Below are 18,272 nucleotides of genomic sequence, written 5' to 3'. Positions count from 1 at the left end.
CCCGCGCTCAGGCATGTTGGCTGCGATCTTCCCAGATCATCGGGGTTCGGGGATCACTCGCGTGGGGCAGCCCACTCCCTCTGGCCCTACCCGCTGAGCTGCGGTGCTACCGGTGAGAGCATGGGTGCCGTGGCTGAACCCCGCAACCAGCAACCGGCTCCGTCCCGCCCGCCCCGGACGATGTCGGCGATGCTGTTCGCCATCCTGCCGCTGGTGCTGGTCTCGTTCGGCGTCGCCGGTCTCTTCACGCAGTGCTCGTTCACCCCGACCGGCCCGACCGTCGACAGCGGATCGGTGCCGACGGTCAACGTCCCCGCCGAGCTGCACGACGCGGCGGCCGGTGTGGACTTCCCGGTCGTCGAGCCGCAGCTGCCGCCGAGCTGGCGGGCCAACTCCAGCAACAGCACCACGCTGCCCTCGCACACCGAGGTGGTCCGGGTCGGCTGGCTGACAGGGGACGCGCACTACCTGCGGCTGGCGCAGTCCACCGCCGCCGAGGAGGAGCTGGTCACCGGTGAGACGAAGCTGCCGCCGCAAGCCCTGGGCACCGTCGAGGCCGGAGGCCGCCAGTGGGTCCGCTACCAGGGCGTTCGCGACGAGCAGGCGTGGGTGTCCGAGCGCGACGGCGTCCGGCTGCTGATCACCGGAAATGGCGGCGAAGCCGAGTTCAAGACCCTCGCCGAAGCGGCGCTGAGCGCCCCCAAGGTCAGCTGACCCCGCGCCCGCCAAGTCACCCGCCCGGGTGAGGACCTTCGAATTTCGCGCGAAATTCGAGTCGGAACTTCGGGACTCGAACTTCGCGCGAAATTCGAAAAGGCCTGGTGAGGGGGTCTCAGCTGTCGTCTTCGACCGAGGCGAGGGCTCGTTCGACCCGCTCCCGGGCGCCGGCGAGGTGGCGTTCGCAGACCGCGGCCAGGGCTTCGCCCTTCTCCCACAGGGCCAGCGAGTCCTCCAGGGACAACCCGCCCGCCTCCAGCTGCTTGACGACCTCGGCCAGCTGGTCGCGGGCGGCCTCGTACCCGAGCTCGGCGACCTCCGGGTGCTCGGCGACCGGGTCGAAGTGCTCGTCCTGCTGGTTCTCGGTCACGGGGTAGGGCTCTCCACATTCGCTCGCACGGACACCACCGCGGTGGCGATCGCCTGGTCGTAGCCGACGAACGCCTCGGCGAACTCGGCACCGTCGCCTTCGCGCACCGCGTCGTTGATGCGCAACTGCGCCTCCGCGACCCTACGTCGGTGGGCCGACGCCTCCCACCAGGCGGGGCCCACGTACCCGGAGGTCGCGTCGATCAGGGCGCGCAGCCGTCCGGGCAGGTCCTTGCGCTCCGCCGAGTCGCACCCGCCGAGCAGCGCCGCCCACGTGCCCTCGGCCGTGACCTCGGCGGCCTCGGCGCAGCGCCGGACCGCGCCCGCCCGCTCAGCGCTGCGCGCGGCGCCCACGGTGAGGGGGAGAAACGAGGGCTCCTGCTTCGGGTGCACGTGGGAAGTCCTTGGTCAGTCAGGTACGACGGCGTGGACCGCGCCGTCGGCGACCCGCACCCGCAGCCGGGTGCCCGCAGGCGCGTCGTCGACGGAGCGCAGCACGCCGTCGACCTCGTCGGTCTCCTCGATGCGCTGCACGATCGCGTATCCACGAGCCAGAGTGGCCGCAGGGCCCAGGGTCGTCAAGCGTGATCGAGTCGCGCTCAACGCGTGCCCCTCCGCGGTGAGCACCGCGCTCATCGCCCGCCGGGAGCGTTCGCGCAGCATCCCGACCTGCTCGGAGCGCTGCTGCAGCGGCCCGTGCGGGTCGGCCAGCACGGGCCGGCTGCGCAGCTGGTCAAGCAGCCTGCGTTCGCGATCCACCCAGCCGTGCAGCGCTCGCCGCGCCCGGTCGCGCAGCTGCCGGATGCGCTGACCCTCCTCGGCCACGTCGGGCACCACCCGCTTGCCGGCACCGGTGGGTGTGGAACAGCGCACATCGGCGACGTGGTCGAGCAGCGGCGAGTCCGGTTCGTGCCCGATCGCGCTGATCACCGGGGTCTTGCAGGCCGCGACCGCGCGGCACAGCGCCTCGTCGGAGAACGGCAGCAGGTCCTCGACGCTGCCGCCGCCGCGCGCCAGCACGATCACGTCGACCTCGGGCCTCCGGTCGAGCTCCTCCAGCGCGGGCAGGATCTGCGGCACCGCGCTGGTGCCCTGCACGGCGACGTTGCGGATCTCGAACTGCACCGCGGGCCAGCGCAGCTGCGCGTTGGTCAGCACGTCGTGCTCGGCGGCCGAGGCGCGGCCGGTGATCAGCCCGACCCGGTTCGGCAGGAACGGCAGCGGCCGCTTGCGCGCCGGGTCGAACAGGCCCTCGGCCTTGAGTAGCTGGCGGAGCCGTTCGATGCGGGCCAGCAGTTCACCGATGCCGACCGCCCGGATCTCGTCGACCCGCAGGCTCAGCGTGCCGCGACCGACGAAGAACGTCGGCTTGCCGTGCACCACGACCCGGCTGCCGTCGGTCAGCGGCGGGTCCATCTTGCGCAGCAGCGACGACGAGCAGGTCAGGGTCAACGACACGTCCGCGGACGTGTCGCGCAGCGTCAGGAACGCCGTCTGGGCGCCGGACCGCATCGAGATCTGGGTGATCTGCCCTTCTACCCAGATCTGCCCGAGCCGGTTGATCCAGTCGGCGATCTTGCGCGCCACCGTCCGCACCGGCCACGGTTCTTCCGCACTAGTCGGCGAAGTCAGCGTTCCTCCTCGGCTTCTACTGCTCGCGGAGGCGGGTGAGGCGGTTGCGCAGCATCCGGAGGTAGTCCGGGCGCTGGGCGTTGCGCTCCTCGTGGGCGAGCAGTTCGGTGAGATCGTCTTCGGTGTACGAGCGTAGGCGACCGCGCAGCTGGGGCAGGCTCAACTCGTCGTAGTCGGCGAGCAGCGAGCTCTCCTGCGGCTCCGCTTCCGGGACAGGTTCGGGGATGGTGTCCTCGTCGAAGGTCGCCCAGGACGGCTGCTCCTCGGGCGTGCGCAGCACCGACAGCGCCTCGTCGCCCTTGATCGCGAGCTCGGTGATGTGCTGCTGGACGCGCATCGACGCCTGCAGCGTCTGGCTGGCCACGGTCACGGGCAGGCCCAGGAGGGTGGCGGGCAGCGAGCGGGCCTGTTCGACGGCGGTCGCCGCCAGGCCGGCCGCCACCCGCACCGGCAGGGGGAACTCTGACATGCGCCCAGCCTGCCCCAGAAGTGCTCGCCAGGCCATCAGTTCGAGGTCGGAATGTGACCCAGGACCGGCGTCCGGAGGAGCGCGAATGCGCCCCTCGAAGGAGTGACAGCGAGCACCGACCGGAGGCAGAGCGGGCGGGCGCGGATCCGTACCCTTGGTGGCATGACGACCACGCCTGAGGCCCGTGACCGCGAAACCGACCCCGTTGACGACGCCGGCCGGACCAAGCGGGTCCTGCTGGCCAAGCCCCGTGGGTACTGCGCGGGTGTCGACCGCGCTGTCATCACCGTCGAGAAGGCGTTGGAGACCTACGGCCCGCCCGTCTACGTCCGCAAGGAGATCGTGCACAACCGGCACGTGGTGGACACCCTGACCGAGCGCGGCGTGATCTTCGTCGACGAGACCGACGAGGTGCCGGAGGGCGCCCTCGTGGTGTTCTCCGCGCACGGCGTGTCCCCGGCCGTCCACCAGGAGGCCGAGGAGCGCAACCTGCGCACCATCGACGCCACCTGCCCGCTGGTGACGAAGGTGCACAAGGAGGTCAACCGCTTCGCGCGCGACGACTACGACATCCTGCTGATCGGCCACGAGGGCCACGAGGAGGTCGAGGGCACCGCCGGTGAGGCACCCGAGCGGGTGCAGCTGGTGGACAAGCCCGAGGACGTCGACAAGGTGCAGGTCCGCGACCCGAACAAGGTCGTCTGGCTGTCGCAGACCACCCTCAGCGTCGACGAGACGATGGAGCGCGTCGACCAGCTCACCGAGAAGTTCCCGACGCTGCAGGCGCCGCCGAGCGACGACATCTGCTACGCCACCTCCAACCGCCAGCAGGCGGTCAAGGTGATGGCCCCGCAGTGCGACCTGGTGATCGTGGTCGGCTCGCAGAACTCCTCGAACTCCAAGCGCCTGGTCGAGGTGGCGCTGCAGGCCGGTGCCTCCGCCTCGCACCTGATCGACTACGCCTCGCAGATCGACGAGGCCTGGCTGGAGGGCGTGGACACGGTCGGCGTCACCAGCGGCGCCTCGGTCCCGGACGTGCTGGTGCTGCAGGTCCTGGACTACCTCGCCGAGCGCGGCTGGGGTGACGTCGAGGAGGTCACCACGGCCAACGAGAAGGTCACCTTCGCCCTCCCGCGCGAGCTCCGCAAGGACCTCGACGAGAACAAGGACAACCCCAAGTCCGTGCGCTGACGCTTCAAGAAGAAGCCGCCCGGCTCCGAACTCCGGAGCCGGGCGGCTTTTTCGCGTTCTAACGGCCTGGGCGGCGGGGGCGGCCACCCGGTGGCGGTTCCGGCGGCCTGGGCCGTCCTGGGGCGCCCTGGCGCGGCGGACGGGGCCCTCCTGCGCGCGGGTCGTTGGCGGGGCGGGGGCGTCCGGTCGGCGGCACGTCGCGCCGCGGGGCGTCGCCCTTCGGGCGGCCCTGGGCTTCGCGCGGCCCGGTGCCGCGGGGCTGCCTGCCCTCGGCCCGCCGCTCGCCGCCGCGACCGTCGTCGCTGGGCTTGCGCGCGTCACCGCGCGGCTTGCGGTCGCCGGAGGGGCGCTTGCGCGGTTCCTCGTCGCGGGCCGGCTTCTTGCGCGGCGGCGGGACCGGACGCGCCTTCTTGGTCTTGGCGTCCGGGTCGACCCCGAGGTCGAAGTCGTCGTCGGTCTCGGCCTTCTGCGTGACGAACATCCGGAGCAGCCCGATGCCGAGCGCGACCGCGGTGGCCCCGGCCATGATCGGGAAGCTGGTGATCAGCGGACGCGCGACCGACAGCGCCTTGCCGGCCAGGCCCGCGCCCGAGGTGCTGCCCGCGCCGGTGAGCAGCACCAGAACCGGCATCACGATGCCGAGGACTAGCGGTGGCTGCACCATCGGACCGAACACGCTCCGCCGCTGCACCAGCAGGACCGCGGCGAGACAACCGAGGAAGAAGGCCGTCTTGAAGATGAATCCGGGTTGTTTCCAGATCAGCGTGTCCAGCACGGTGCCGATCGCGGTCGGGACGGCAGCCAGCAACACGGCGCCCCACAGCGGCACCCCTTGGGTGCTGAACGCGGAGCGCGCAGCCCACTCGGGCGCGCCATTACCGGTAGTTGAAGCGCTCTGGCTCTCGCGGATCGCGGTCACAATCCCCAACGGTAACGGTCCAGTACCTCAGTGCGAGAGCGGTCTGGTGGAACGGGCTCGTTACTCCACGTCGGGTGATGGGTCGTGCACAACGCGCCGTGATCGCCGCGTGATCTTCGTGCAGCCAAATGGATGCCGTGTGGCCCGGTCGAGCGTGTGAGCCTTGACACAGGGAACGCGGCGACCTTAGCGTCCGAGCAATCGTTTTCTCGCCTGCGTGAGTGACGAGACGGGGGTCGGGATGAACACGGCTCAACCGCTGGTCGACATGGCCGGCATCAGCAAGCGCTACGGCGGTGTGCTCGCCTGCGACGGCGTTGACCTCGTGATTCGCGGCGGCGAGGTGCACGCCCTGCTCGGCGAGAACGGGGCGGGCAAGAGCACCCTGATGAAGGTTCTCTCCGGCGACATCACCGACCACACCGGTCAGATCACCATCGAGGGTCACCCGGTCCAGTTCGGAAAACCGGCGGACGCCCAGCACGCGGGCATCGCGATGATCCACCAGGAGCTCGACCTGGTTCCCGGGCTGAGCGTCGCCGAGAACCTCCATTTGGGACGCGAACCGCGCACCCGGCTGGGCGTGGTCGACCGGCGCGCGATGTCCGAGCGGACCCGGGAGTTGCTGCGGCGCACCGGGATCGACCTCGACCCCAACCGCCCGGTCGGCGAACTGCGGGTCGGCGAGCAGCAGCTGGTCACCATCGCCCGCGCCCTGGCGCTGGACGCCAAGGTGCTGATCATGGACGAGCCGACCTCCGCACTGTCCACAACGGAGGTCGAGCGGCTGTTCGCCGTCATCGGCGAGATGCGTCGCGCCGGCACCGGCATCGTCTACATCTCGCACCGGATGGACGAGATCGGCCAGGTCGCCGACCGCGCCACCGTGCTGCGCAACGGCTGCAAGGTCGCCGAGTTCGACGCCCAGGAGATGACCGCGGAGGAAGCCGCGGAGGCGATGGTGGGCCGCTCGGTGCAGACCCGCTTCCGCTCCCGGACCGCCGACGTCGGCGAAGAACTGCTGCGCGTCAAGGGTTTCGCGGTCCACCCCCACCGCACGCGGGTCGGCAGGCGCGAGCCCGACGGCGTCGACCTGACCGTGCGCAGGGGCGAGATCGTCGGCCTGTGCGGGCTGCTCGGCGCCGGCCGGACCGAGCTGCTGGAGACGCTCTACGGCGACGGATCGCCGGGGACGTGGGAAGGCGAGGTCACCCTGGACGGACGACCGGTGCGGCCGAGGGGTCCGCGCCGTGCGCTGCGTTCGGGGATCGCCTTCGTCCCGGAGGACCGGCGCAGCTCGGGGCTGGTGCTCGGGCACTCGGTCACCGCCAACACGGTGATCTCGGTGCTCGACCGGCTCGGCGTCGCCGGGCTGGTGCGCCGCAAGTCCGAACTCACCGCGACCCAGCGCAGCGTCGAGCAGCTCAAGGTCAAGCTCGACCGCATCTCCGACGCGGTGGGCACCCTTTCCGGTGGCAACCAGCAGAAGGTCGTCTTCGGGCGCATGCTGCTCACCGAGCCCAGACTGCTGCTGCTCGACGATCCGACGCGGGGGGTGGACATCGGCGCGAAGGCCGAGATCTACCAGCTGCTCTCGGAGATCGCCGGTCGCGGAATCGGCGTGCTGCTGGCCTCCTCGGAACTCCCCGAGCTGGTGGGGGTGTGCCACCGGGTGGTCGTGCTACGCGCCGGTCGCAGCGTCGCCGAGTTCGACACCGCGAACGCCGGGGAAGCCGAGCTCCTGGCGGCCGCGATGGGTGAGCGGGACGGGAATCGACCGGGGCCGGCGGTCGGCACCAGGCAGAGCACCGGGGGAGGTGCGAATTGAGCAATCAGACGGAGCAGCGGCCCGTGCCCTCGGACCTGCCCGCGCAGCGTTCCAAGCGGGCCGACACCGTCGAGACCCTGTTCAAGTTCCAGAGTTTCTTCGGCCTGGTCGCGGTGTTCATCGCGGCGGTGATCTTCTCGCCCCGCAACGACGGCCAGATCCTGTTCCTGACCAGCGACAACCTGTTCAACATCGTGCGCGCGGTCTCCGAGATCGGCATCATCGCGATCGGGCTGACCTTCGTGATCCTCATCGGCGGGATCGACCTGTCGGTCGGTTCGGTGCTGGGGCTGGCGGCGGTCGGCTCGGCCGTGCTCATGGTCAACAGCGGTTACGGCGTGTGGGCCACGGTTGCCGTGGTGCTGCTGGCCGGAATCGTCTTCGGGTTCCTGCAGGGCGCCGCCGTGGCGCTGCTGGGGGTGCAGGCCTTCATCGTCACCCTCGCCGGGCTGCAGATCGCGCGCGGACTGGCGCGCATGTGGTCGGGCGGCGAGACCGTGCAGATCTCCTACGGCGACGGCCCGGGTCAGGCCCCGATGCTGTTCTCGCTGCTGGGCGAGCGGACCTTCGGCGGCGTGGTGCCGATCCCGGCGCTGATCTTCGCCGCCGTGGCCGTGCTCGCGATCCTGTTCCTGCGCTCCAGCGCCTACTCCCGGCACCTGTACGCGATCGGCGGAAACGAGAAGGCGGCTCGGCTTTCGGGTGTGCCGGTGAACCGGGTCAAGATCATCGCCTTCGTCATCGCGGGGTTCTGCGCCGCCCTGGCCGGAATCGTGCACGCCGGACAGCTCAACGCGGGCAGTCCCAACGACGGAACCGCCTACGAGCTGGACGGAATCGCCGCGGTGGTCGTCGGTGGCACGAGCCTGGCCGGTGGCCGGGGCTCGGTGATCGGCACCATCGCCGGTGCTCTGCTGCTCGGCATCCTCAACAACATCCTGAGCCTCAACAGCGTCAACACCGATCTGCAACTGCTCATCAAAGGACTGGTGATCGTCGCGGCTGCGGCGCTGCAGCGCCTGCGTCCCACGGCGTGAGGGAGATTCCCCGAAGGGAGCACGATGCGCAAGACAACGAAGTCCTTGGTCGCCATCACGTGCGCCGCGGTCGCGTTCGCCGCCGCCGGTTGCGGGACCACCAGCGAGAACACCGGCCAGGTCCAGCCGCAGAACCCGACGCAGAACTGCAAGGGGCCCAACGGCAAGTACACGATCGGGATGAGCCAGGCGAACCTCGCCGAGCCCTACCGGGTGCGGATGGACGACGACATCCGCAAGGCCGCGCAGAAGGTCCCGCAGTTCGAGGAGGTGCAGTTCTCCGACGCGGCGAAGGACAACTCCAAGCAGGTCACCGACGTCGAGAACTTCATGACCAAGAAGGTCGACCTGCTGATGATCTCGCCGAACGAGGCCGCGCCGCTGACCGACGTGGTCCGCAAGGCCTACAACCAGGGCATCCCGGTGGTGGTGCTGGACCGCAAGGTCGACGGCGACGCCTACACCTCCTACATCGGCGCGGACAACGTCGCCATCGGCAAGCAGGCGGGCGAGTTCTTCAAGAACACGCTGCTGCCGCAGGGCGGCAAGATCGTGCAGATCAAGGGCCTGTCCGGCTCGACCCCGGCGGCTGAGCGGGAAGAGGGCTTCAAGCAGGGCATCGCGGGCTCGAAGATCGAGATCGTGGCCACCGCCGACGGCGAGTGGGAGCGCTCGGTCGGCCAGCAGAAGATGGACGCGCTGCTCAAGGCCCACCCGGACATCCAGGCCGTGTACTCGCAGAACGACCCGATGGCCGAAGGCGCCTGGCTGGCCGCCCAAGCCGCCAACCGCCCGGACCTGAAGTTCGTGGGCATAGACGGGCTCCCGATCCCCTCCGGCGGCATCAAGGCCGTGGAGGAGGGCCGCCTGCAGGCCACCAACCTCTACCCGACCGGGGGCGCGGAAGCGGTCGAGGCGGCCAAGAAGCTGCTCGTCGACTGCCAGGAGGTGCCCAAGTCGCAGACCCTTGGGACCGAACTGATCACGAAGGACAACGCGGCCGAGGTCTACACCCGGCTCAACCAGGGTTAGAGACGCGAAAGCCGGTCTTTTCCCGCTGATCGGAGAGCCCCGCGTTCCACTTCGCTCGAATCCCGCCGCAGCGCTCGTTGTCAGCGCTGCGGCGTTTTCGCGCTGCGCCAATGCTGCGGAACTGGTTCGATCCACCAGCGGATCAGCTGAATTTCACTGCCTGACAACCAAAAACACCTGGTTGGCGGCTGTCGTTACGGTTGCGCACCAGAGATCATCTCATTGAGTGAATTCGCGCATCGAAGACTATTCCGCGTCCGCTTTTGGTTGCCGTCCGGGAGGGCATTTCTTACGCTGCGCTAGATCGCGCTTTGAGATCTTGCCGGGTCCGCGTCGGTTGGAAACCACCTAATTAGAGCGCATCACGTTTCACCGGAACCGGAATCAGCGGCAGCACTGTCTGCTGTGGACAGTGCTGTCCGCACGGGAGGGCGACCACGATGACAGAACGCTCCGCACCGTCGCGCAGCGACGCCCGCCGGCGGTCCCGCCGGCTCACCGCCTACCTGGGTGTCTTCTCGCTCGCCGCTGCCGCGGTGGTCGCCGACGCCGGGTTCGCGAGCGTCCGAGCCCACGCCCAGCAACCGGCACCGCCCAGCAAGGGCCAGGTCGGCTGGGACTCCTTCCGAGACCTCGACGGCATGCCGCGGCTGCGCGGCAACGAGCAATCCCGGCAGTTCTCCAGCTACGACCGGTCCGGCGGGAACAACGACGGCTTCGACGGCACCTACTCGTGCCTGCGCGAATCCGAGCAGGGCTGCGTGATCGCCGAGCACACCGGTCCGGGCGAGATCTCCGGTCTGTGGAGCACCCGCGAGCCGGGGGGTGACGTCACCGCGACCGGCAACATCGTCGTCGAGCTCGACGGCCGCACCGTCCTCGACGCGCCGTTCATCGACGTGGTCAGCGGCAAGCTCGGCGCGCCCTTCGCGTGGCCGCTGGTCGGCAACGCCGACGACGCCGCGGGCGGCGTGGTCAGCAAGGTGCCGATGCCGTTCCGCGAATCGATGCGCGTGACCGTGCGCAACAACCCGCACTTCTACCACGTCAACTACCGGACCTTCCCCGACGCGGAAGGCGTGGAGACCTTCGACCCCGCCGACCCGGCCACCGACGTGCTGTCCAAGCTCCGGGGGTTCGGCGTGGCGGACCCGAAGAACGCCGCCGACGGAACCCCGGTGCGCAGCGACTTCAACGTGGGCCCCGGTGGCGCGCACACCGCCGCCGAGGTGGCCGGGCCCGCCCGGATCAACCGGCTGCGGGTGCGCCTGCCGCAGGTTTCCGCGGCACCGCAGGTCGTCGACGACGGCATGGCCTTCGGGCAGGGCGGCGGCAGCCGGTTCCGGATGCGGGTGGACCCGAACAACCAGGGCGTCCGCGTGATCCGGCGGTTCGACCCGCAGGTCGCCGACCAGGTCGCGAGCTTCGCGGTCAACGGCCAGGTCCTCGGCGAGTGGCGCAGCGGAGCGGCGGCTCCCGGCCAGTGGGGCGTGCAGTCGCACGACGTGCCCGCCGAGCTCACCGCCGGGCAGTCGTCGATCGACGTCGAGAACCGGTTCGTCTCGTCCTCGCTGGACGTCAACGAGTTCCGCTACGACGTGCAGAGCCTGGTCAACGGCGAGTGGGTGCGCACCGACGTGCTCGACCTCGGCCCCGGTCACCCGGGCGAGGAGAGTGCGCACGACTACCAGATCGACAACCCGGTGTTCGAGCGCTCGAAGCTGCTCGGCCGGTACGCGATCCCGCCGGAGCAGGTGGCCGCCTCGGACGCGATGCTGGAGAACGCGCGGCTGCGCATCACCTTCGACGGCAAGACCACAGTGGACGCACCGATCGGGGAGTTCTTCGGCACCGGCCTCGGCGAGCACGACGTGCGCACCATGATGAGCTCGGTCGATCCCGGGCAGGACGGCTGGTACACCTCGTGGTGGCCGATGCCGTTCAACGAGAGCGCCAAGGTGGAGATCGTCAACGCCGGGGGCGCGCCGATCGAGGGCGCCACCGCCGAGGTCATCACCGGGCCCGGCGGAGTCGACGAGGGCAGCGGCCACTTCCACGCCACGCACAAGCGCGGCACGACGGTTCCGGGCCAGGACTGGAACTTCGTGGACACCGGCGGTGCGGGCACGTTCTACGGCGTCTCGCACACCATGCGCGGCCAGATCCCGCTCAACGAGACCAAGGCCAGCGTGCTGCCGCACTCGACACGGCAGGCGGCGTCGAACCCGCGCAACTACCTGGAGGGCGACGAGCGGTTCTACGTCGACGGCGCGCAGGAACCGGCCTGGCACGGCACCGGCACCGAGGACTTCTACGAGTCCGGCTGGTACTTCCGGTTCGGCACCACGTTCTCCATGCCGCAGGCGGGCAACCCCGCTCACGAGGTCAACCAGGACGGTTGCCAGTTCGACTGCACCGGTGCCTACCGGCTGATGGTCGGCGACGGGGTGTCCTTCCGGAACGGACTGGTCGCGGGCATCGAGCACGGCCCCGCCAACGACGAGCCGGGCGACTACAGCTCCACGGCCTACTGGTACGGAGCTCCGGCCGGTCGCAGCCTCCCGACAGGACCGCCGCCGCCGGAGGTCCCGCCGTCGCTGCCACCGGCCCCGTCGCTGCCGCCGGCACCTCCGGCTCCGTCGCAGCCGCCGACGCAACCGGCCCCCACGGCCCCGCAGGACCCGACCCAACCGAGCCCGAGCGAGCCGACGCCGTCACAACCCTCCGAGTCCGAGCAGCAAAGCCCCGAGTCCGAGCAGCAAATCCCCCTGCCGGACTGGAACTGACCGACGACGGCCCCCGGGTTCCCGCGGAACTCCGGGGGCCGTCGTTCGCGCTCAGGGGCGCGAGGCAGGGCAGAACCGCTCTCTAGCGAGTCGAGCTGCCCCGGGCGACCAGGTGCGCCGAGAGGGTCGTGGTGGAGGTTTCCGCGCGGTCGCCGGCGATGCGGTCGAGCAGCAGCCGGGCCGCCAGAGCGCCGATGTCGTAGGCGGGCTGGGCCACCACCGACAGCGGCGGGTCGAGCAAGGTGGTCCAGGGGGCGTCGTCGAAGGCGACCACGCCGACGTCCCGGCCGGGCTTGAGGTGCAGGGCCGCTAACGCCTCGAGCACGCCGACGGCCATCGCGCTGTTGCCGACCAGCAGCGCGTCCGGCGGGTCGTCCTGGGTGAGCATCGAGTGCGCGGCCCGCTGCGCGCCGTCGGCCTTGAACCGCGAGCGCCGCACCAGCGAGGCCGAGCCGGGCAGCTTCGCCGCGCGCATCCCGTCGCGGTAGCCGGCCAGCCGGTCGTCGGCGGTGGGCACGCCGCTGGGACCGGTGAGGCAGCCGATGCGGCCGTAGCCCTGACCGGCCAGGTGCAGCGTCGCGTGCTTGGCGGCCAGCCGGTTGTCCACCAGCACCGTGTCGCTCGCGCGGCCCGGCAGCGGTCGGTCGACCGCCACCACCGGGGTGCTGTGCCTGGCCAGCAGCTCGGCGGTGTCCGGGCTGCCGGTGGGGGAGAGCAGCACCCCGGCGACGCGCTCCTGCAGCGCGACGTCGACGTACTCGCGCTCCTTGGCCGGGGCGTCGTCGGAGTTGCACAGCACCAGCGAGTAACCGGCCTCGTGCGCGACGTCCTCCACGCCGCGGGCGATCGCGGTGAAGAACGGGTTCTCCACGTCGGAGATGATCAGCGCCAGCACGGCGGTTTCCTGTTTCCGCAGGTTGCGGGCCGGTCCGTTGGGCCGGTAGCCGAGTTCTTCGGCGGCGGCGAGCACGCGCGCGGCCAGTTCCGGATCGACCGTCGCCTTGCCGTTGAGGGCCCGGGAGACGGTTGCCGTGGACACTCCCGCGCGGGACGCCACGTCGCTGATGGTCGCCACGACTTCCTCCCTCACCGCTGGGCGAGTGACGGTGGGCCACCCGCCTTGACAGCCCGTATCAGGCAAGAATAGCGTCCGAGAAAACGATTGCTCGCGTCGGTTCGCAAGGTTTTCAAAGGATTCGGCCGGGCGTCTGCGCACCGCCGGTTCTGCAGCAGTCAACGCCGCCTGTGAAGCGAACTTGGAGGAACTGTGGCTCGCATCGGTGTCGTCAGCATCTCGGACGGGCGTGGTCACGTGCACGCCCGCAACGCGGACTTCATCCAGTCCAAACAGGACGCTCTGGTCGCCTCGTTGAGGGAGGCCGGGCACGAGGTCGTCGTCGGCGCCGACCTGGTCGCCACCAACTCCCTGGCCGTCTCCGTTGCCCGCGAGGTCGCGGCCGCCGATGTGGACGTCACCGTCTTCTACTACGCGGTCTGGTCGTTCCCGCACTTCACGATGCTGGCCGCGGACGCCACCCGCAGCCCGCTGGTGCTGGTGGCCAGCACCGACCCCACCGAGCCGGGCCTGGTCGGGATGCTCGCCGCCGGTGGTGCGCTGGACCAGATCGGCCGCCGGCACACCCGCGCCTGGGGCGCGCCGGACGACGCCGAGCTGGCGGCCAAGATCGGCGTGCACGCGCAGGCCTCGGCGGCGGTGAGCTCGCTGCACGGCTCCACCTTCGGCCGCTTCGGCGGACGCCCGATGGGCATGAACACCGCCGTGGCCAACACCGACCAGTGGATGCGCAAGTTCGGCGTCGACGTCGAGGAGATCGACCAGTACGAACTCGTGCTGCGCGCCGAGCAGGCCGACGGCGCCGAGGCGAAGAAGGCCCGCGAGTGGATCGAGCAGCACGCGGCCGGGGTGCACTACGACGGCGACAAGCTGACTCCTGAGCTGCTGGAACGCCAGATCCGCTCCTACCTGGCCATCCGGGACATCATCGACGAGCGCAACCTGGACTTCTCCGGGATCAAGGCGCAGCCCGAGCTCACCGAGAACTTCGCGACGATGGACGTCACCGAGGCGTTCCTCAACGACCCCTACGACTGGAACGGCCCCAAGCAGCCGCACGTGTGCGCCACCGAGGCCGACATGGACGGCGCGCTGACGATGCAGCTGTTCAAGGCGCTCTCCGGCACTCCGGTGCTGTTCGCCGACGTCCGGCACTACCACGCCGACCGCGACATCTGGGACCTGTGCAACTCTGGCCAGCACGCCACCTGGTACGCGGCGCGCAGCGACGACCCGGGGGAGAACCTGTCGAAGGTCAACTTCTACCCGGAGGTGTTCTTCTTCCCGGCCGGTGGCGCCTCGGTGCAGCACATCGCGGCGCCCGGGGAGATGACGCTGGGCCGGTTGACCAGGGAGAACGGCGAGTACCGGCTGCAACTGATGCTCGGCGAGTTCGAGAACTACGACGAGGCGACCAACAAGGTGCTGGTCGACCAGTCCACGCCGGAGTGGCCGCACGCGTTCGCGCGGCTGGACGCGCCGGGAGAGGTGTTCCTGTCGAAGTTCGGCGCCAACCACATCCACGCCGTGCCCGGTGACCACCGGGCAGCGCTGCGGGCCGTGGCCGAGCAGCTGGACATCCGACTGGACGAGTGGAGCCGGGGGTCGGGGTCGTGAGTGCTGGAGCCGGTGCGGACCGGCTTCAGCACTCACGCGCGGTCCTGCTCGGCATCGACATCGGCACCTCGAGCTCCAAGGGCGTGCTGGTGGACGCCTCGGGCAAGATCGTCGCGCGGGCGAGCCGACCGCACCAGACCTCGCACCCGCACCCGGGTTGGGTGGAGCACGACCCGGAATCGGTGTGGTGGGCGGACTTCCTGGAGCTGACTAGGGAACTGCTGCCCGCCGCCGAGGGCTACCAGCTCGCCGGGCTGGGCGTGAGCGGCATCGGTCCGGTGCTGCTGCCCGCCGACGGCAGCGGGAAACCGCTGCGCCCGGCGATCCTCTACGGCGTCGACACCCGAGCGACCGAGGAGATCGACGAGCTCACCGCCGAACTCGGCGCCGAGGAGATCCTGCGGCGCGGCGGTTCGGCGCTGTCCAGCCAGGCGGTCGGGCCGAAGATCCGGTGGCTGGCCAAGCACGAGCCGGAGGTCTACCGGCGCACCGAGATGCTGCTGATGTGCAGCTCCTACCTGGTGCACCGGCTGACCGGGGAGTACGTGCTCGACCACCACTCGGCGAGCCAGTGCGACCCGATCTACGACCTGCAGGCCCGGGACTGGTCCGCGGAGTGGGCCGCGCGCGTCGCGCCCGACCTGCCGCTGCCGGAGCTGGCCTGGCCGACCGAGGTCGTCGGGCGCGTCGGCGCCGAGGCGGCGGCCGAAACCGGCCTGCCGGAAGGACTTCCGGTCACCGCGGGCACGGTCGACGCGTGGGCCGAGGCGACCAGCGTCGGTGTGCGCGGCGCCGGTGACGTGATGCTGATGTACGGGACCACGATGTTCTTCGTCGAGGTCCTCGACGAGGTCACGCCGCACCCGGCGCTGTGGGGCACCTGCGGCGCCTTCCCGGACACCTACACGCTGGCGGCGGGCATGGCGACCTCCGGCGCGGTCACCGACTGGCTGCGCGGGCTCGTCGACGGCGACTTCGCGCAGCTGGTGTCGGAAGCCTCGACGGTTCCGGCGGGGGCGCGGGGGCTGTTGCTGCTGCCGTACTTCGCCGGGGAGCGCACGCCGATCTTCGACCCGTCGGCCCGCGGCGTGCTGGCCGGGCTGACCTTGGAGCACGGTCGTGCCGAGCTGTACCGGGCGGCGCTGGAGGGCATCTCCTTCGGCGTCCGGCACAACCTGGAGGCGATGGGGCAGGCGGGCGGTTCGGCGCGCCGCTTGGTCGCCGTCGGGGGCGGCACGCAGGGCGGGCTGTGGACCCAGATCGTGTCCGACATCACCGGCCAGGATCAGCAGATCCCCGCCGAAACCGTCGGCGCCGCCTACGGCAACGCCCTGCTCGCGGGCATCGGAACGGGCGAGGCGGTCGACCCGGACAACTGGAACCCGATCGTCGACACCGTCCGCCCGACCCCCACCAACACCGATCGCTACGAGGCCTACTACCGCCACTACCGCGACCTCTACGAATCGACCACCCGCATCGCCCACTTCCTCGCAGCCGAACAACACGCAGCCGACCACCGGCCCTGACCCTCCCGCACCGGGACCCTCCCACCCCCGGGACCCGGATTACCGGCGTAATCAGGTCCCCGATTACGCCGGTAATCCGGTCCCCGAAAACTGCGGTAATCCGGGTTCCGATCACCGGAGTTCTCGTGGTTGCCGATGCGGGTCGCACGATCTTGTTAAGCTCACGCTTTCGGGTGACAAGGCGCGGGATCGTGGGAGGTCGCGGTGGCACGGCGTGTTCTCGCGGCCGGGTTGGCGCTGGTGGCGCTGGTGGTGACCGGTTGCTCGCGGTCCGAGGCCGATGTCGTGCCCGCCGCACCGGTCCGGGACCTGGGCGCGCACCAGGTGTTCCGGCACCAGGTCTACGCCCAGCGCGACACCGGGGCGCTGCGCCTGGACCTGTTCCTGCCGCAGCGCCGGGGCGTCGCGACGCCGCTGGTCGTCTACGTGCACGGCGGCGGTTGGGACGCGGGCGTGCGCACGCTCGACGCCGACCGGTCGGCGCCGGAAGCTCAAGCGGCGCAACGGTTGCTGGAACGCGGTTACGCGGTGGCCACCGTGGACTACCGGCTGACCGGGGTCGCGCGGTCACCCGCGCAGGTCGTCGACGTCGCCGACGCGGTGCGCTGGTTGCAGCAGAACTCCGCGCGCTGGGGCCTGGACTCGGACCGGGTCGCGCTCTGGGGAGCGTCGGCGGGCGGGCACCTGGTCTCGCAGCTCGCGGCGGTCGCCGGGGATCCGGCCGAGCCCGGCGGCGGGCTCACCGGCATCAGGGCGGTCGTCGACTGGTTCGGGCCCAGCGACCTCAGCGCCGAGGCGCAGCACGCGCACCCGCAGCTGCAGGACTACGCGCGCCGCGCCATCACCGGGCTGCTCGGCTGCATGCCGGTCGACTGCCCCGACGTCGCCGACGCGGCCAGCCCGGCCCGCAACGTCTCCGGCGACGAACCCCCGTTCTTGATCCAGCAGGGCACCGCGGACTCGCTTGTGCCGCTGGACCAGAGCCTCGACTTCGCCGCCACCCTGCGCAGCCACGGCGTCACCGCCGAGATGCACCCCTACCAGGGCCTCGACCACGGCTTCGGCAACGGTCCGCAGACCGCGCTCATCGTCGACGCCCTCGACGCCTTCGTGCGCGCCCACGTGTGACTCAGTGGTAACTCCCGTTCTGGGCGGGGTCCGCGCCGTTGAGGGAGGCGTCGTCCTCGCGGCGGACCTCGGCGATGTCACCCGACCCCGCGGTCTCGGCGAGGGGCTGGACCGAGTTGCGGAAGGCCTCCAGGGCGTCGAGCTCCCGGCGCCGGGCCGAGACGAAGCGCTGCAGGTGCGTGCTGGAGAGGTTGACCGCGTCGACCGCGTTGGTGGCGGCGCGCTGCGACCGAACCGCCTGGCTGCGGACCCGCTCGATGTCCTCGGCGAGCGTGCGTTCGGTCGAGGCGAACATCGCCGCCGACGCCAGCACCGCGAAACCCGTCGGCCCGCACAGGAAGACCCGCTTGCCGAGCAGCCACGACAGCAGCTGCGGATCGGTGTCCAGGGCAGCGATGACGGCGGCGTCTGAGGGCACGAACATGATCGAGCCGTAGATCGCGTCCGCCCAGCGCTGGTAGCCCTTGCTCGCCAGCTCCGTCGCTCGGGAGCGGATGTTGCGCACGTGCACCCGCAGGGCGTCGGCGCGCTCCTCGGCGTTGTCGGTCTCCATCCCCTCGGCCCACACTGCGAGGCTGGCCTTGGAATCGACCGGGACCTGCCTGCCACCACCGACTTCGAGCACCATGTCCGGTCGCGCGGCACCGCCGCCGGCGAGGTCGGTCTGCAGCGTGAAGTGGATCCCCTCCCGCAGCCCCAGCGACCGCGCGGTCTCCACCAGCACCTGCTCGCCCAGCTCGCCGCGGCCGGTGATCGAGGCGAACGCGACCTCGTAGCGGCGCAGCGCGGCCTGCTGCGCGGTGCTGCGGGCCCGTTCGGCCTCCACCATCCGCAGCGCCTCGTCGGCTCGCCGGGCGCTGTCGCCGTACAGCCGCCACAGCAGCATCAACGCCGCCGCGACCAGCAGGATCAGCACGACGACGAACGCGACCAGCACCCCAGT

At 70.7% G+C, this 18,272-nt stretch carries 16 protein-coding genes; 9 read left to right on the top strand and 7 right to left on the bottom strand.

Annotated elements, in window-relative coordinates; genetic code table 11:
• Positions 1–120: 120 nt before the first annotated feature.
• Entirely contained in the window at positions 121–714 is a 594-nt protein-coding gene (locus tag R4I43_RS01490; RefSeq protein WP_324263640.1) for a DUF4245 domain-containing protein, read from the top strand.
• 118 nt (positions 715–832) lie between these two features.
• Here the strand turns inward: R4I43_RS01490 and R4I43_RS01485 are convergent, their stop codons facing one another.
• Genes R4I43_RS01485 through R4I43_RS01470 form a run of 4 tightly spaced genes read right to left on the bottom strand, consistent with a single transcriptional unit; the run spans position 833 to position 3,187 of the window.
• Positions 833–1,087 carry an exodeoxyribonuclease VII small subunit gene (locus R4I43_RS01485; protein WP_145742772.1) on the bottom strand — a complete coding sequence of 85 codons (255 nt, stop codon included), beginning with the start codon at positions 1,085–1,087 and terminating at the stop codon, positions 833–835.
• Positions 1,084–1,479 carry a hypothetical protein gene (locus tag R4I43_RS01480; RefSeq protein WP_324263639.1) on the bottom strand — a complete coding sequence of 132 codons (396 nt, stop codon included), beginning with the start codon at positions 1,477–1,479 and terminating at the stop codon, positions 1,084–1,086. The genes R4I43_RS01485 and R4I43_RS01480 overlap by 4 nt, the downstream gene beginning before the upstream one ends.
• Before the next feature lie 15 nt (positions 1,480–1,494).
• Positions 1,495–2,718: an exodeoxyribonuclease VII large subunit gene (gene xseA, locus R4I43_RS01475; RefSeq protein ID WP_324263856.1), complete on the bottom strand. Its 1,224-nt coding sequence runs from the start codon at positions 2,716–2,718 to the stop codon at positions 1,495–1,497.
• Between the two features lie 16 nt (positions 2,719–2,734).
• Positions 2,735–3,187: a lipid droplet-associated protein gene (locus R4I43_RS01470; protein WP_324263638.1), complete on the bottom strand. Its 453-nt coding sequence runs from the start codon at positions 3,185–3,187 to the stop codon at positions 2,735–2,737.
• A 162-nt stretch (positions 3,188–3,349) separates the two neighbouring features.
• On the opposite strand from R4I43_RS01470, the gene R4I43_RS01465 reads away from it, so the two are divergent.
• Positions 3,350–4,378: a 4-hydroxy-3-methylbut-2-enyl diphosphate reductase gene (locus R4I43_RS01465; RefSeq protein ID WP_324263637.1), complete on the top strand. Its 1,029-nt coding sequence runs from the start codon at positions 3,350–3,352 to the stop codon at positions 4,376–4,378.
• A 58-nt stretch (positions 4,379–4,436) separates the two neighbouring features.
• Here R4I43_RS01465 and R4I43_RS01460 read toward each other — a convergent pair whose 3' ends face one another.
• Positions 4,437–5,297 (bottom strand): DUF6542 domain-containing protein, encoded by an 861-nt coding sequence (locus R4I43_RS01460; protein ID WP_324263636.1) that lies wholly within the window; start codon positions 5,295–5,297, stop codon positions 4,437–4,439.
• Between the two features lie 241 nt (positions 5,298–5,538).
• Here R4I43_RS01460 and R4I43_RS01455 point away from each other — a divergent pair, with 241 nt between their 5' ends.
• The 4 genes from R4I43_RS01455 (at position 5,539) to R4I43_RS01440 (ending at position 11,980) form a co-directional block, all read left to right on the top strand.
• A complete protein-coding gene (locus tag R4I43_RS01455) occupies positions 5,539–7,125 on the top strand; it encodes a sugar ABC transporter ATP-binding protein (RefSeq protein ID WP_324263855.1) in 1,587 nt (528 codons plus the stop codon).
• Positions 7,122–8,162, top strand: coding sequence for an ABC transporter permease (locus R4I43_RS01450; protein ID WP_407691175.1), 1,041 nt, complete (start codon positions 7,122–7,124; stop codon positions 8,160–8,162). Before R4I43_RS01455 ends, R4I43_RS01450 begins: the two co-directional genes overlap by 4 nt.
• A gap of 24 nt (positions 8,163–8,186) precedes the next feature.
• Positions 8,187–9,194, top strand: a complete 1,008-nt coding sequence (locus R4I43_RS01445; protein ID WP_324263635.1) for a substrate-binding domain-containing protein — start codon at positions 8,187–8,189, stop codon at positions 9,192–9,194.
• A gap of 440 nt (positions 9,195–9,634) precedes the next feature.
• A complete protein-coding gene (locus R4I43_RS01440) occupies positions 9,635–11,980 on the top strand; it encodes a glycoside hydrolase family 172 protein (protein WP_324263634.1) in 2,346 nt (781 codons plus the stop codon).
• An 82-nt stretch (positions 11,981–12,062) separates the two neighbouring features.
• On the opposite strand, the gene R4I43_RS01435 is transcribed toward R4I43_RS01440, so the two are convergent.
• Positions 12,063–13,055, bottom strand: coding sequence for a LacI family DNA-binding transcriptional regulator (locus tag R4I43_RS01435; protein ID WP_324263633.1), 993 nt, complete (start codon positions 13,053–13,055; stop codon positions 12,063–12,065).
• Between the two features lie 192 nt (positions 13,056–13,247).
• Between R4I43_RS01435 and R4I43_RS01430 the strand changes: the two genes are divergently transcribed.
• The 3 genes from R4I43_RS01430 to R4I43_RS01420 all read left to right on the top strand — a co-directional run bounded on the left by R4I43_RS01430 (position 13,248) and on the right by R4I43_RS01420 (position 17,329).
• Complete coding sequence (locus tag R4I43_RS01430) at positions 13,248–14,672, top strand: L-fucose/L-arabinose isomerase family protein (RefSeq protein WP_324263632.1); 1,425 nt, start codon at positions 13,248–13,250, stop codon at positions 14,670–14,672.
• Positions 14,669–16,201 carry an FGGY-family carbohydrate kinase gene (locus tag R4I43_RS01425; RefSeq protein ID WP_324263631.1) on the top strand — a complete coding sequence of 511 codons (1,533 nt, stop codon included), beginning with the start codon at positions 14,669–14,671 and terminating at the stop codon, positions 16,199–16,201. Before R4I43_RS01430 ends, R4I43_RS01425 begins: the two co-directional genes overlap by 4 nt.
• Positions 16,202–16,405: 204 nt before the next feature.
• Positions 16,406–17,329, top strand: a complete 924-nt coding sequence (locus R4I43_RS01420) for an alpha/beta hydrolase (protein WP_324263630.1) — start codon at positions 16,406–16,408, stop codon at positions 17,327–17,329.
• 1 nt (position 17,330) lies between these two features.
• Here the strand turns inward: R4I43_RS01420 and R4I43_RS01415 are convergent, their stop codons facing one another.
• Positions 17,331–18,215, bottom strand: a complete 885-nt coding sequence (locus R4I43_RS01415) for a DNA recombination protein RmuC (RefSeq protein ID WP_407691180.1) — start codon at positions 18,213–18,215, stop codon at positions 17,331–17,333.
• Positions 18,216–18,272: the final 57 nt, after the last annotated feature.

It is taken from the genome of Saccharopolyspora mangrovi (assembly GCF_035320975.1).
GTDB lineage: Bacteria > Actinomycetota > Actinomycetes > Mycobacteriales > Pseudonocardiaceae > Saccharopolyspora > Saccharopolyspora mangrovi.
The sequence above is the reverse complement of the archived record's forward strand: the minus strand, read 5'-3'. Positions and strand labels throughout refer to the sequence as shown.

Excerpts from the sequence above, each read along its gene's own strand:
- R4I43_RS01490 (WP_324263640.1), top strand. The coding sequence starts at position 121 with ATGGGTGCCGTGGCTGAACCCCGCAACCAGCAACCGGCTCCGTCCCGC.
- R4I43_RS01470 (WP_324263638.1), bottom strand. The coding sequence starts at position 3,187 with ATGTCAGAGTTCCCCCTGCCGGTGCGGGTGGCGGCCGGCCTGGCGGCG.
- R4I43_RS01465 (WP_324263637.1), top strand. The coding sequence starts at position 3,350 with ATGACGACCACGCCTGAGGCCCGTGACCGCGAAACCGACCCCGTTGAC.
- R4I43_RS01455 (WP_324263855.1), top strand. The coding sequence starts at position 5,539 with ATGAACACGGCTCAACCGCTGGTCGACATGGCCGGCATCAGCAAGCGC.
- R4I43_RS01445 (WP_324263635.1), top strand. The coding sequence starts at position 8,187 with ATGCGCAAGACAACGAAGTCCTTGGTCGCCATCACGTGCGCCGCGGTC.
- R4I43_RS01440 (WP_324263634.1), top strand. The coding sequence starts at position 9,635 with ATGACAGAACGCTCCGCACCGTCGCGCAGCGACGCCCGCCGGCGGTCC.
- R4I43_RS01415 (WP_407691180.1), bottom strand. The coding sequence starts at position 18,215 with ATGCTGCTGTGGCGGCTGTACGGCGACAGCGCCCGGCGAGCCGACGAG.